General features: G+C 70.3%; 11 protein-coding genes and 1 pseudogene. 5 read left to right on the forward strand and 7 right to left on the reverse strand.

Going from position 1 to position 14,174, the window contains the following annotated elements:
- From ACWF9Z_RS35970 to ACWF9Z_RS35985, 4 genes and pseudogenes are all read left to right on the forward strand, one after another.
- A pseudogene (locus ACWF9Z_RS35970) lies at positions 1–183 on the forward strand (lamin tail domain-containing protein); the annotation flags it as partial.
- 395 nt (positions 184–578) lie between these two features.
- Positions 579–896, forward strand: coding sequence for a hypothetical protein (locus ACWF9Z_RS35975; RefSeq protein WP_453609742.1), 318 nt, complete (start codon positions 579–581; stop codon positions 894–896).
- 309 nt (positions 897–1,205) lie between these two features.
- On the forward strand, positions 1,206–2,810 hold the full coding sequence (locus ACWF9Z_RS35980) for a phospholipase D-like domain-containing protein (RefSeq protein WP_453609743.1): 1,605 nt from the start codon (positions 1,206–1,208) through the stop codon (positions 2,808–2,810).
- A gap of 190 nt (positions 2,811–3,000) precedes the next feature.
- Entirely contained in the window at positions 3,001–4,224 is a 1,224-nt protein-coding gene (locus tag ACWF9Z_RS35985; protein WP_453609745.1) for a phospholipase D-like domain-containing protein, read from the forward strand.
- 94 nt (positions 4,225–4,318) lie between these two features.
- Here ACWF9Z_RS35985 and ACWF9Z_RS35990 read toward each other — a convergent pair whose 3' ends face one another.
- From ACWF9Z_RS35990 to ACWF9Z_RS36010, 5 genes are all read right to left on the reverse strand, one after another.
- Positions 4,319–5,671, reverse strand: coding sequence for an ABC transporter ATP-binding protein (locus ACWF9Z_RS35990; protein WP_453609746.1), 1,353 nt, complete (start codon positions 5,669–5,671; stop codon positions 4,319–4,321).
- A gap of 327 nt (positions 5,672–5,998) precedes the next feature.
- A complete protein-coding gene (locus tag ACWF9Z_RS35995) occupies positions 5,999–7,441 on the reverse strand; it encodes a GH1 family beta-glucosidase (RefSeq protein WP_453609747.1) in 1,443 nt (480 codons plus the stop codon).
- 159 nt (positions 7,442–7,600) lie between these two features.
- A complete protein-coding gene (locus ACWF9Z_RS36000) occupies positions 7,601–8,494 on the reverse strand; it encodes a carbohydrate ABC transporter permease (RefSeq protein ID WP_453609749.1) in 894 nt (297 codons plus the stop codon).
- A gap of 4 nt (positions 8,495–8,498) precedes the next feature.
- Entirely contained in the window at positions 8,499–9,602 is a 1,104-nt protein-coding gene (locus tag ACWF9Z_RS36005) for a carbohydrate ABC transporter permease (protein WP_453609750.1), read from the reverse strand.
- A 237-nt stretch (positions 9,603–9,839) separates the two neighbouring features.
- Positions 9,840–11,201, reverse strand: coding sequence for an ABC transporter substrate-binding protein (locus ACWF9Z_RS36010; RefSeq protein WP_453609752.1), 1,362 nt, complete (start codon positions 11,199–11,201; stop codon positions 9,840–9,842).
- 416 nt (positions 11,202–11,617) lie between these two features.
- Between ACWF9Z_RS36010 and ACWF9Z_RS36015 the strand changes: the two genes are divergently transcribed.
- Positions 11,618–12,691 carry a LacI family DNA-binding transcriptional regulator gene (locus ACWF9Z_RS36015; RefSeq protein ID WP_453609754.1) on the forward strand — a complete coding sequence of 358 codons (1,074 nt, stop codon included), beginning with the start codon at positions 11,618–11,620 and terminating at the stop codon, positions 12,689–12,691.
- A 113-nt stretch (positions 12,692–12,804) separates the two neighbouring features.
- On the opposite strand, the gene ACWF9Z_RS36020 is transcribed toward ACWF9Z_RS36015, so the two are convergent.
- The gene (locus ACWF9Z_RS36020) at positions 12,805–13,464 is read right to left on the reverse strand and encodes a hypothetical protein (RefSeq protein ID WP_453609755.1); all 660 of its coding nucleotides are present in this window, start codon (positions 13,462–13,464) and stop codon (positions 12,805–12,807) included.
- Between the two features lie 130 nt (positions 13,465–13,594).
- Positions 13,595–13,978 carry a VOC family protein gene (locus tag ACWF9Z_RS36025; RefSeq protein ID WP_453609757.1) on the reverse strand — a complete coding sequence of 128 codons (384 nt, stop codon included), beginning with the start codon at positions 13,976–13,978 and terminating at the stop codon, positions 13,595–13,597.
- Positions 13,979–14,174: the final 196 nt, after the last annotated feature.

Here is a 14,174-nt window from a genome sequence, read left to right on the forward strand (position 1 = left end):
CTGGACGGCCGTTCCAGCGTCAAGGTCCACACCGGCCAGGGCCGTGACACCCACCGCGACGTCTACCAGGACCGCCGCCACCAGATCTGGGACGAGCGCGACACCGCCACCCTCCGCGACAACCGCGGCAACGTCATCGACACCGAGTCCTGGGGCCGCCGCGGTCGCCACCACGGCCGCTAGTCCCCTCCGGCAGCCGCACCCGCGAGGGCCACGAGCTGCCACCAGCTGAACGGCGTGCCACGGCAAACCAGCCGCGGCACGCCACACGTGTGAGGACGGGCATCCCGCCTCCGCCGCCCGTTTCGGGCGACGTCCGCGCGTCGAGGCCTCCGCCCGTCCGCCCGCGACGCGAGCGCGGGGCGGTCGTCCGACCCTGGTCGTGACGCCGTACACCCGGTCGGCAGATCCGGGATCCCGGATCTTCCCCTTCCCCGAGTCGGGCATCATGTCCGAGTTCCCCACGGCGGGGACGGAGGGCGGGAGGCGATCGCATGGTGCAGTGGCGGCTACTCAGTTCCGGTGCCAGGCCCGTGCCGAACCCGGTCGCGGCCCCTTCCGTGTGGGCCGTCGCGGGTGTGACCGCACTCGTCCTGGTCACCGTCCTCAACTACCTCAACGGCGAGGGGAGCCCCACCGTCGACCTGCTGGTGCTGTGCGGCCTCGTCGCCGCACTGAGCACGGGAGCCGGGCTCTGCGCGGCGCCTGGTACCGCCCTGGTCTGCTGGCTGATCCTCAACGGCTTCGCCACGCCGCCCATGGGCGAGCTGACGTGGGCGACGGGCTACGACGTGGGGCGCCTCGGGTGTCTCCTGGTGGCGGCGAGCACCGGAACCGTCATCGGCCGCCTCGCCGCCGCCCGCGCCGCTTACCGAAGCCTCACGCGTGACGTGTGATGTCTGACGTCTGACGTCTGACGTTTGAGCCTGACGTCTGACGTGGTTCCTTGCGGCATGCGCTGACGGGTCCCGCGACCGCGCGGATCAGGACGTACGCCGCGCCTCGAACCCGGTCCCGGCCCGTCGCGCGGACCGGTAGCCGGGCGTGAGATCCGCAGGTGGGCGGCCCGGGACGGTGTGGCCGGAACTCGACCGAGGTGGGTGAACGGGCGGCTACCTACTGGTAACTTGCCGGAGTTGATCAAGGTCGGGGCCGTGGCCGACCACGCTCCCGGCCGCAGCCACCCCCTCAGTCAAGGAACCACATTGGCACGCACCGTCCGCACGACGGCCCTCGTCACCACATCGGCCCTCGCGCTCGGCCTCTCCCTCCTCGGCGCCGCCCCCGCGTCCGCCGCGGACGCCCCGACACCGCACCTGGACGCGGTCGAGCAGACCCTGCGCCAGGTCTCGCCGGGTCTGGAGGGCTCGGTCTGGGAACGCACCTCCGGCAACCGGCTCGGCTCGTCCCGGCCCGGGGGCGCCGACTGGCTGCTCCAGACCCCCGGCTGCTGGGGCGATGCCGCGTGCGCCGACCGGCCCGGATCGCGCCGTCTCCTGGAGAAGATGCGCCAGGACCTCGCCGCCGCCCGCGAGACGGTGGACATATCCACGCTCGCGCCCTTCCCCAACGGCGGCTACCAAGAGGCGATCATCGCGGGCCTCAGGGAATCCGCCGAGAAGGGCAACCGGCTGAAGGTGCGCGTCATGGTGGGCGCCGCGCCCCTCTACCACTCCACGGTGATCCCCTCGGCCTACCGTGACGAGGTGCTCGCCAAGCTGGGCCCGGCCGCCGCGGGCAACATCACCCTCAACGTGGCCTCGATGACCACCTCGAAGACCGCCTTCTCCTGGAACCACTCCAAACTGGTCGTGGTGGACGGCAGTTCGGTGATCACCGGCGGCATCAACAGCTGGAAGGACGACTACCTCGAGACCTCCCATCCGGTGAGCGACGTCGACCTCGCGCTGTCCGGGCCCGCCGCGGGCTCCGCGGGCCGCTACCTGGACTCCCTGTGGGACTGGACCTGTCACAACAAGAACAACTGGAGCGCGGTCTGGTTCGCCGCGTCACCCGGCGCGGACTGCATGCCCTCCCTGCCCCGGCCCGCCTCCCCGCAGGGCGGCGGGAACGTGCCCGCACTCGCCGTCGGCGGCCTCGGCGTGGGCATCCGGCAGAGCGACCCCACCTCCTCCTTCCGCCCGGTCCTGCCGACGGCCGGCGACACCAAGTGCGGGATCGGGGTACACGACAACACCAACGCCGACCGGGACTACGACACCGTCAACCCGGAGGAGAGCGCCCTGCGCGCCCTGGTCTCCAGCGCGACCTCGCACGTCGAGATCTCCCAGCAGGACGTGCACGCCACCTGCCCGCCGCTGCCCCGTTACGACGTACGCCTCTACGACGCCCTCGCCGCGAAGCTCGCCTCCGGGGTGAAGGTGCGCATCGTGGTGAGCGACCCGGCGAACCGCGGCACGATCGGCAGCGGCGGCTACTCGCAGATCAAGTCGCTCACCGAAGTGAGCGACGCCCTGCGCGGCCGGCTCACGGCCCTGACCGGTGACGGCGCCCGGGCGCGGACGGCCCTGTGCGAGAACCTCCAGCTGGCGACGTTCCGCGCCTCCGACCAGCCGACCTGGGCGGACGGCAAGCCGTACGCCCAGCACCACAAGCTGGTCTCGGTCGACGGATCGGCCTTCTACGTCGGATCCAAGAACCTGTACCCGTCCTGGCTGCAGGACTTCGGGTACGTCGTCGAGAGCCCGGCCGCGGCCGGACAGCTGAAGAGCGACCTGCTGGACCCGCAGTGGCGGTACTCCCAGGCCACGGCGACGTACGACTACACCCGAGGCCTCTGCCAGGGCTGACGGTTTCCCGGCCGCGCGCGGGACGGTAGCGGGCCGCGCGCGGGCCGGGAGCAGGACGACAGGGGACGCCCGCGTGCCCGGGGTCGGCCCCGGGGATCGTTGCCCGGTACAGTCGGCTCGCTCCTCAGTTCGGTCCGGACCGGGCCCGGGGCGCCTGTCACTTACTCTCGCGTTCCGGCCAGGAGACGTCATGACCAGTACGCAAGAGCCGGCCGGGCTGACCGCGCAGGATCCTCAGCCACTGCGGGTGCCGTCGGCCGAGGTCAAGGTGGCACGGCTGCGGCGGCGCCTGGAACGCCTGATCGGGATCGCGGCGACCGAAGGCAACGCGCTCACCCCGTTGCGCAACGGGGACGAGATCTTCACCGCGATGCTGGCCGGCATCCACCGCGCCCGGCACACGGTGGACATGATGACGTTCGTGTACTGGAAGGGCGACATCGCCCGCGACTTCGCGCGGGCACTCGCCGAGCGGGCTCGCGCCGGCGTGCGCGTCCGGCTGCTTCTGGACGGCTTCGGCAGCCGCCTGATCGAAAGGGAGCTGCTGGACGAGATGGAGAAGGCCGGAGTGCAGGTGGCCTGGTTCCGCAAGCCGCTCTATCTCTCCCCTCTCAAGCAGAACCACCGCTGCCACCGCAAGGTCCTGGTCGTCGACGAGGAGACCGCGTTCACGGGCGGGGTCGGGATCGCCGAGGAATGGTGCGGCGACGCGCGCAACGAGAACGAATGGCGCGACACGCACGTCGAAGTCCGCGGACCCGCGGTCGACGGGATCGCCGCGGCGTTCGCGCAGAACTGGGCCGAGTGCCACGACGAACTCTTCGACGACCGCGACCGGTTCATCGACCACCGCCCGCAGGGCGACGCGATCGTCCAGGTCGTGCGCGGCTCCGCCAGCTTCGGCTGGCAGGACATGCAGACGCTGATGCGGGTCATGCTGGAGTCCGCCGAGGAACGCTTCCGCCTGTCCACCGCCTACTTCTCGCCGGACACGTACTTCATCGAGCTGCTCTGCGCCACCGCCCGGCGCGGGGTCGAGGTGGAGATCCTGCTCCCGGGCCCCCACACCGACAAACGCGTGTGCCAGCTGGCCGGCCAGCACCACTACGAGGACCTCACCTCCTGCGGAGTGAAGATCTACCAGTACCAGCCGACGATGATGCACGCCAAGGTCATCACCGTCGACCACGTCGCCGCACTGATCGGCTCGACCAACTTCAACCGCCGCTCCCTGGACCACGACGAGGAGGTCATGCTCGCCGTCCTCGACGAGCGGTTCACCGGCGTCCTCGACGGACACTTCGACGAGGACATCGCCGTGAGCGAGCTCATCCAGGAAGGCCGCTGGAAGAGGCGCCCCGCCCTCCAGCGCGCCCGGGAACTGGCCGTGCAGCCCATCCGCCGCTTCCTGTGACCTGACCTGCGCAGATCCGAGCAGACCAGATCCGAGCAGACCAGATCCGACCGCACACGGTCACGGACGGCGCGGACGGGGCGGACGGGGCGGGTCACGTCTCCAGTGAGGGAAGCCCGTCCGGTGCCGGGCAGATCCGGCGCCCCGCGTGATCGAACACGTACAGCTGTCCCAGATCCACCAGCAGCGGGATCTGGGCCCCCGCCCGCACCCGGACGTGCGGTCCCGTGCGCACCACGAGGTCGCTGCGCACGGTCCCCCGCCCTGCGGGAGCGGCGTTCACGTCGGCGTCCCGCGCCGGTTCCGGCGGCGTCTCCAGAACCGCTACCGCACCGGACAGCCGTTCCATGGCCCGGTCCCTGAGCCGGCCGAAGCCGCTCTGCTGCTGCCGGTGGCTGCGCCGGGGAGCGGCCGGGTGCCTCGCCGATTCCAGGTCCGGCACGACCGCGGGGCGTGAACCGGTGTCCACGTGTACCAGCGCCTCGTGGCCCTGGTACTCGACGTGCTCGACGATGCCCGTCATCGCCACCTCGCCCGGCAGCGCCTGGCTCGGAGGTGCGATCCTGACCGCCTCCGAACGCAGGCCGACGATGATCGGCCGCTCCTGCTGGATCCGGAGCAGTTGGTGATCGGTACTGAGGGGTTCGGGCAGGGGGAGCCGATGCCGTCCCAGATCCACCGACATCCCGCCGCCCAGCGGCGCGTGGACCACCGCCTGGAGCAGGCTGATCCGGGGAGTCCCGATGAACGCCGCCACGAACACGTTCGCCGGCAGGGCGTAGGTGTCACGCGGCGAGCTGACCTGCTGCAGGACACCGCCCCGCATCACCGCCACCCGGTGTCCCAGGGACATGGCCTCGGACTGATCGTGCGTCACGTAGACCGTGGTGACACCCAGCTCGGCCGTCAGCCGCGAGATCTCGGCCCGCAGATGACTGCGCAGCTTCGCGTCCAGACTGGAGAGCGGCTCGTCCATCAGGAACACCGACGGCTGCCGCGAGATGGCCCGGCCCATCGCGATCCGCTGGCGCTCGCCGCCCGAGAGCTGTCCCGGAAAGCGGTCGAGAAGGTCCTCGATGCCCAGCATCCGGGCCGTCGCCTCCACCTGCGGGTCGTGATCACCACGGGGATCGCGCAGCTTCAGTGGAAAGCCGATGTTGGCCCGGCCCGTCATGTTCGGATACAGCGCGAAACTCTGGAACACCATCGCGATGTCACGCTGGCTCGGCGGCGTGTGGTTGGCGTACTCGCCGTCCAGGAACAACGCACCCTCGGTGATGTCCTCCAGCCCCGCGATCATGCGCAGGACAGTGGACTTGCCGCAGCCCGAAGGCCCGAGCAGAACCAGGAACTCGCCCGGCTCGACGGTGAGGGAGACGCGCTCGACGGCGTAGGAGTTCCGCTCGTACCTCTTGCTGACATCACGCAACGTGATGGTTCGACTCATGACGATCCGCCTGGAGCTCAGAATGGTGGAGTGAGAGGGGGGTGGGGGAGGCGCGGTCAGAAGTTAGCCCACGTCACGGCGTGAGGGGAACACCTGGAGCAAGATCGAGGGGGGACGGGCCCGAGGCGGTCATCAGGGCGCGCACACAGGCGAGTTGGCGTACGCGCATCCGCGCCCGCGCCCACCGCCGTGGGATCCGCCCGCGGTGTCGCAGCCGGCGGGGACAGCACGGCGGCCGGTGCCCCTCCCGCAGGGTGGGAGAGGCACCGGCCGTGGTTTTCCAGCCGACGGAACGTCTTCGCCGCACGTCGGCGCGGCTCGCAGGGGCTACACGTCGCCCGGAGCGCGCAGTTCGCCCGTCCGTGCCACGGCCGCGTACCAGCGCGCGCTCGACTTGGGTGTGCGCTCCAGCGTCTCGTAGTCGACGTGGACGGCGCCGAACCGTTTGGCGTACCCGTACGCCCACTCGAAGTTGTCGAGCAGCGACCAGAGGAAGTAGCCGCGCACGTCCACTCCGGCTTCGATCGCCCGGTGCAACGCGTCGAGGTGGGCGTGGATGTAGCCGGCGCGTTCCGGGTCGTGGACCGTGCCGTCCGGGCCCACCTCGTCCTCGTACGCCGCCCCGTTCTCGCTGACGACCAGCGGCAGTCCGGGATACCGGGCGGCGGTCCGGGTCAACAGGTCGTACAACGCGCTCGGGTCGACCGCCCAGCCCATCGCCGTGCGTTCGCCCGGGGCCCGGTGGAAGGCGATGTCGTCGGCGCCGGGCCAGGGGGAGTGCTCGCTGTTGCCGTGGCCGTCGTCCTGCGGTTTCTCCGCGCCCTTCGCGACGTGCGAGACGACCGTCGGGGTGTAGTAGTTGACGGCGAGCAGGTCCAGCGGCTGGTGGGTCGTGGCCGTGTCGCCGTCCCGGACGAAGGACCAGTCCGTCAGATGCGCGGTGTCCGCCAACAGGTCGGCGGGATAAGCGCCTTCGAGCATCGGCCCCAGCCAGATCCGGTTGCCCACGGCGTCGATCCGGCGGGCCGCCTCGAGGTCCTCGGGCGAGGAGGTCAACGGGCGGACCTCGTGGAGGTTGAGGGAGACCGCGAGCTGGCCGCCCCCGGGCAGCGCGGCCCGCAGGGCCTGTACGGCGAGACCGTGACCGAGGTTGAGGTGGTGGGCCGCGCGCAGGGCGGCGACCGGGTCGGTGCGGCCCGGGGCGTGGACCCCGGAGCCGTAGCCGAGGAACGCGCTGCACCAGGGCTCGTTCAGCGTGATCCAGCGCTGCACCCGGTCTCCGAGGGCGTCCGCGACGAGGCCCGCGTACTCCGCGAACCGCTCGGCGGTGGCGCGCTCCGGCCAGCCGCCCGCGTCCTCGAGTTCCTGGGGCAGGTCCCAGTGGTAAAGGGTGAGGGCGGGCTCGATGCCGGCGGAGAGCAGCTCGTCGACGAGCCGGCGGTAGAAGTCGAGGCCCTGCTGGACGGCAGGGCCCCGGCCGGTCGGCTGGACCCGGGACCAGGAGACGGAGAACCGGTAGGCGTCCAGGCCGAGTTCGGACATCAGCTGGACGTCCTCGCGGAACCGGTGGTAGTGGTCGACGGCCACGTCACCGGTGTGGCCCTCGAAGACCTTGCCGGGGGTGTGGGAGAAGGTGTCCCAGATGGACGGGGTCCGGCCGTCCTCGCGGGCGGCGCCCTCGATCTGGTAGGCGGCGGTGGCCGTGCCCCACAGGAAGCCGGGCGGAAAGGTGCGGGCGGTGGTGAGGGGCCGGGTCTCGGACGCGGTCATAGGAGAGCGCTCCCAACGCAAGTTCGGATGGAGTGGCACCGGATGAAGTGGTACCGGATGACGCCGTGCCGGATGACGGGGCGCGGACAGAAGGGCGTGAGGACAGAAGGATGTGCGTGAGGACAGAGGGCGGAGGGAGGGAGGGAGGAAAGAGCGTCGTCAGTTCTTGACGGCGCCGGCCGTGATGCCGCCCACGATGTGCTTGCCGAGCACGGCGAAGACCAGCAGCAGCGGCAGGGTGGAGAGGAGCGCACCGGTCAGCACGACGGCCTGGTCGACGGTGTGATTGCCCGCGCCGAGGCCGGCCAGGGCGACCTGGAGGGTCGGGTTCCCGTCGGGGGTCAGCGCGATGAACGGCCAGAAGAAGTCGTTCCAGGCCTGCACGAAGACGAGCATCCCCAGGACCGCCATCGCGGGCCTGGCCACCGGGAACACCACGTGCCAGATGATGCGCAGGCTGTGCGCCCCGTCCATCCGTGCCGCCTCCACCAGCTCCACCGGGAGGGCCTCGATGAGGTACTGGCGCATGAAGAACACCCCGAAGGCGGCGACCAGCGAGGGCAGGACGACCGACTGGAGCTGATCGACCCATCCCAGATCGGTGATGATCTGGTACAGCGGGATCACGCTGAGCTGGGGCGGGATCGTCATGGTCGCCACCACCAGCGCCAGCAGGGCGCCCCGGCCCTTGAAGGCCAGTTTGGCGAAGGCGAAGCCGGCCAGGGTGGAGAACAGGACGGTGGACAGGGCCACCAGCCCGGCCACGACCGTCGTGTTGACCAGCGCCTCGCCCATGTCGACCTGGTTCCAGCCGAAGGAGAGGTTGTCGAAGAGCCGGGGGCCCGGGAGGAGCGGGGCCGGGGCCTCGACGACGCGCTCGCCCGAGTGGGAGGCGGCGACGAGGTTCCAGTACAGCGGGAAGAGGGAGAGCAGGGCGGCCAGGCCCAGCAGGACGTACGTCAGTGGACCCGCGTGGTGCTGACGGCCTGCCGACGGCCGCAGACGCGGGACGCGAGGGGTCTTGGCGGTGGTCGTGTCGAGTGTGTGAGCCATGAGGTCAGCTCCCCGGGTTCTTGCGGTCGCGGCCGTGGCCGCCACGGGTGGCGCCGCGGCGGTCTTGGCGGTCTTGGCGGTCGCGGTGGCCGTTGCGCTTGCGGTTCGAGCGGGAGACCAGCGCTTGGAGGCCACCGATGAGCAGGAGGAGGAGCAGCATGACCCACGCGATGGCGGAGGCCTGGCCCAGCGCGCCGGTCACCCAGCCCTTCTCGTACATGAGCAGGCTCAGCGTCTGGAACTGGTTGCCGCTGCCGCCGCTGATGCCGACGCTGCCGCCGAAGAGCATCGGCTCGCCGAAGAGCTGGGTGGCGCCGATGGTGGAGACGATGACGGTGAAGAGGATCGTCGGCCGGATGGAGGGGATGGTGACGCTGAGGAACTGGCGCCAGCGCGAAGCCCCGTCCAGCGCCGCGGCCTCGTACAGGTCCTGCGGTACGGCCTGCATCGCCGCCAGGTAGATGAGCGCGTTGTAACCCGTCCAGCGCCAGGTCACGATCACCGAAATCGCTATCTGTGCGGGCCACTTGGAGGACTCCCAGGCCACCGGCTCGAAGCCGGCCCAGCCCAGGACCGTGTTGATCAGGCCGTAGTCGGTGTTGAACAACTGCGCGAAGACGAGCGTCGCCGCGGCGATCGAGGTGGCGTACGGGGCGAGGATCGCGACGCGGAAGAACCCCCGTCCGCGGAGCTTGTAGTTGAGCAGGTGGGCCAGGCCGAGGGCCAGCAGCAGCTGGGGAACGGTCGAAATGACGCCGATGGTGAAGGTGTTGGCGAGCGCGTTCCAGAAGAACTCGCTGGTCGCCAGGGAGCTGTAGTTGTCCAGTCCCCTCCACTGGGGGCTGCCGCCGAGCTCGACCCGGTGGAGCGAGAGCCAGCCCGTGTAGATCAGGGGGAAGAGGCCGAAGGCCGCGAAGGTGAGGAAGAAGGGGGCGACGAAGACGTAGGGGATCGCCTTCAGATCGAGGCGGTAGAGCGTGCTGCGCCAGCCGCTCCGGCCGGTGGGCCGCTGCGTGCGGGGGCCGGGGCCGGTGCCGGCGCCGGGGCCCGGGGGCTGGGCGGAGGGCGGCGGGGAGCCGCTGCCGGTCGCCCGTACGGAGGTGGCCACGGGGGCGTCCTTCCAGGTCGATGCGTGCGGTGATGCGGTGCTGGTGCGTCCGAAGCGTCCGAAGTGTCCGAAGCGTCCGAAGCTCCGAAGCTCCGAAGCGTCCGAAGTGCTCGGGAGGAGCGGCGGAGGTGCATCGGCGGTGCGTCGGAGGCGCGGTGGTGCGGACGGCGACGGGCCCGGCCCCCCCCCCCCCCCCGGGGCGGGGGGGGGGGGGGGCGGCCCGTCACGCTGCCCCAGCTACTGGTCGATCTTGTCGTCGACCAGCTTCTTGACGTTCTCCCAGGCCTTCACCGGGTCGGTGCCGCGCTGCTCGATGTCGAGGATGCCGTTGTCGGTGAGGAAGGTCTTCACCTGTCCGTCCCACCGGCTGATCGGCGCGGGCGAGATCCCGGCCGCGGCCTCCGAGTAGATCCGGCCGACCGGGGTGTCACCGAAGTACGCCAGCTTGGCGTCCTGCACCGCCGGCGAGGTGAGCGTGTCCTTGGAGGAGGGAATGTTGCCGTTCACGCCGAACACCTTGGCGTGCTGCGCCGGGGCGGTGAGCCAGGCGGCGAGCTCGGCCGCCTCCTTGGCGTGCTTGCCCGACTTCGGAACGGCGAGGAAGGAGCCGCCCCAGTTCCCGGCCACGGGCGGCGCGGCGATGTCCCACTTCCCCTGGTTCTCCGGTCCGGCCTGCTCCTTGATGATGCCCGTCATCCAGCTCGGGCAGGCGACCGTGGCGAACTTCGAGTTCTTGAAGGCCGCGTTCCAACTGCCCTTCTCATCGAACTGACGCAGCTTCGCGGTCAGTTCGCCCTGGGCCGCCGCCACGGCGGTGTCCCAGGCCTTCTTCACGCCGGGGCTGTTCTGGTAGTCCAGCTCGCCCTTGGCGTTGGCGTACTGCACCGGCTCGCTGGAGACCACGGCGTTGAACAGACCGCTCGCCGAGTCGTGGAAGGAGGTCCCCTCCGGGGCGCTCTTCTTGTACGTCTCGCCGGTCTGTATGAACTTCGCCCAGTCGCCCGCCCAGAGCTTGGCGACCTCGGCGCGGTCGGTCGGCAGTCCGGCCTTGGTGAAGAGGTCCTTGTTGTAGCAGATGGCCATCGGGCCGATGTCCGTGCCGAGTCCGATGACCTTGCCGTCGCCCGTGGTGGCCTGCTTGACCTTCCAGTCGAGGAACTTGCCGAGGTCCGTGCCGCCCGTCTTGCCGAGATCGGCCCACTTGTCCGCCAGGGCCGGCCCGGTCGCCTCCGCGATGTAACCCACCTCGAGGGCCTGGATGTCCGCGAGGCCGCTGTCGCGGGAGAGGCGCAGCTTGAGCGTGTCCCAGTACTTCTGCCCGTCGGCGACGTTCGACTCTTCGATCTTGATGTTCGGGTGGGCCTTCTCGTACTCGGCGTAGAGCTTGGCTCCCGTGGCGTTGTCGTAGCCGAAGGAACCGAAGGTCCCGATCCGCAGCGTGATCTGCTCGCCACCGGCCGCACTGTCGCTGCCGCCGTCGTCACCGCCGCAACCGGTGAGCAGGGCCGCGCCGGTCACGACGGCGACGGTCGCGGCGACCGCGGTGATCGCGCTACGGCGTCCGTGTCCGTGTCCGCGTCTGCTGCTGGAAGTGCGCATTCCACTCTCCTCGTCCAAGGTGGTGCTCGTTGTGCGCCAGGGTTGTGCGCCAGGGGTCCGGCGGGCTGTTCGCGGCTCGGCGAGGGCCCGTCCGGACCTGAGGTGAAGGCCGTTGTCGCCCCCCTGGATGGGAGCGCTCCCACGTCGCTGCCGGAAGGTTGCTGCCTGCCGGGTGCGGGTGTCAAGAGATGAACGCGAATTCATTACACGGGGGCTTCTGGTGGCGTTCCGTCCCCCGTCGCGGGGTGTGCCCCGTCGGATGATGAACACGGTCATGGCGTCGGGAGGAGATCGAGGGTAATGTGGGAGCGCTCCCATATCCCCTTCGGCGTACCGTGTCTCCGCGGCGGACGGAGGGGGCGGGATCCACCGTCTTACCTGATCAGCCGACCGGGCCGGCGCCCGTGCGGAGTGCGATGGCGTACGAGGGGAATTTCGTGAGCGGACGGCACAACGGCAGGCCCACCCTGGAGGAGGTCGCGGCCCTGGCCGGCGTCGGCCGGGGCACGGTCTCCCGGGTCATCAACGGGTCGCCGCGGGTCAGCGAGCAGGCGAGGACAGCCGTCGCCCGCGCCGTCGAGGAGCTCGGGTACGTACCCAACCAGGCGGCCAGGGCCCTGGCCGGCAACCGCACCGACGCGGTCGCCCTCGTCATCCCGGAAACCGAGGCCCGGCTGTTCGCGGAGCCGTACTTCCTCGACCTGATCCGCGGAGTCAGTGCCGAACTGGCCGAGGCGGACAAGCAGTTGCTCCTCACCCTGGTACGGACCGAGGCGGAGCGGCAGCGCTTCGAACACTATCTGGCCGCCCAGCGGGTCGACGGCGTACTGCTGGCATCCGTCCACGGGGACGACCCGTTGCCCGACCGGATAGCACAGCTGGGGCTGCCGGTCGTCATGAACGGTCGGCGCTCCGAGGCCGAGCCCGTCGCCTACGTGGACTCCGACAACATCGGTGCGGGCCGGGCGGCCGTCGCCCACCTCGTGGGGCGGGGCAGGAGCAGGATCGCGACCATCAGCGGGCCGCTCGACATGTACGTGGCCCGCGCGCGCGTGGGCGGCTACCGCGCGGGGCTCGCCGAGGCGGGCATCGCGCCCGACGAGTCGCTCGTGGCGGCCGGCGACTTCACGGAGGAGGGCGGCAGGCTCGCGATGCGCGAACTCTTGGACCGCAACCCGGGGCTGGACGCGGTCTTCGCCGCCTCCGACGTGATGGCGGCCGGTGCGCGCGGTGTACTGCGCGAGGCCGGGCGTCGGGTTCCCGGGGACGTCGCACTCGTCGGGGTCGACGATTCGGCGGTGGCCCGCCTGATGGACCCGCCCCTGACGAGCGTGCGCCAGCCGATCGAGGAGATGGGCCGCACGATGACCCGCATGCTGCTCCAGGAGATCGCGGAGGCGTCCGGAGCAGGTCCCACCCGCACGCGGGAGAAGGGCGAGGAGTCGCGCCGGGTCCTCCCGACGGAGCTGGTCGTGCGGGAGTCCTCCTGACCTTGCCGTCGGCGTCGGAGGTCCGGCGTCCGGCGTCCGGCGTCCGGCGTCCGGAGTCCGGAGTCCGGAGTCCGGAGTCCGAGGGTTAGTTTAGGGCCCGTTGCGAAAGTGGATCAAGAGGTGGGGTCGGGCTCGGAGGATGTCTGATCTGACCAGCCTCGTGACAGTGCGAGGCGGCCGGATCGGAGGGCCTCGCGTTGTTCGGCGACCCATTGCGTGACCTGGTCTGCGGAGTCGGTGATGGGCTGGTCCGTGGTGTTGATCAGGTGGGTGGACCATCGCCGGTCGTCGGCCGTCCACTCGGTCCAGTGTTGCCAGGCCATCTCCGGCCAGCTGTCGTCGATGATGACGTCGGGTCGGTATCGGGGGTCCCGCGCGTGCTTGCGGTGCCAGTCGGCCCATCCGAGAAAGGCGTCGACCGCCGGCGGGTCCCACCGGCCGGGGTCGCGGTGGGTGAGTCTCCGGCGCCGGATCTCGTCGGACACGTCGACCAGGCATACCGCGATGCCGTCCAGCAGTGGTGCCGAAGGCACCGCCAGGACCTCCCCGAGCGGGGACTGGCCGGTCAGTAGGAGATCAAGTCCGCGGTCCTGGTACTCCAGCGCGCGACGCACCCACATCTCGGTCATGCGGTTGCGCCATCGACGGTCGGCGCCTTCCGGCACGCCGAGTTCGTCGAAGTCGTGCACGACGAACTTCTCAAGCCGTTCGCCCACGGCGTTGGCGAGCGTGGTCTTGCCCGAACAGCTGGAGCCGGTCAGTTTGAACAGCATCGTGCCAGGGTGGCAGGTGAGGCGGATCCTCCCCAACGTGTTTTTCTGGGGTTTTCTGCCGCAGACCGGACTGGTCAGAGCCGTTCGTTGATGGCTGTGACCAGCTACCCGGACCGTGAGTGTGTGAGCCTCAAGAAGACATCGCTGCGCGGTCGGCCTCGCTGCGGAGAACACAGAACTCATTGCCTTCAGGGTCCGCAAGGACGGCCCAGCCGGCACCATCGGGTTCCCGGCGATCGGCGACGAGGGTGGCACCGAGGTTCAGCAGCCGCTCGACCTCCTCCTCGCGCGAGGTCTCGGGGCGCAGGCACAGGTGGATCCGGTTCTTGACCGTCTTCGGTTCTGGCACCTGGTTGAAGTACAGCAGCGGGCCCTCCGGCAGCATCACCTCAGTCTCCAGGTCACCCGGTTTGCTCTCCGGATGCAGCGGACAGCCGAGCGCCTCGCTCCAGAACCGAGCCAGCTCGTAGGCATCCACACAGTCAACCGCCACGTTCTGCACTACCGAAACCATGCACGAGATCCTGCCTGGAGCTCCGCTCGGTCAGCAAATTGCAGCCGGACCACACCAGCACGTTCCCAACAGGCCCTAGGGGCAACGGCTAACGGCTAACGGCTACTGAGGATTTCGGGTTGTCGTCGGGTGGTGACGGTTCATGATCCCTGCGGTATGCCGGTGGTATGCGTTATCCGGAGGGTGGGGGCCTGAC

This window comes from Streptomyces sp. NPDC054961 (assembly GCF_053609145.1).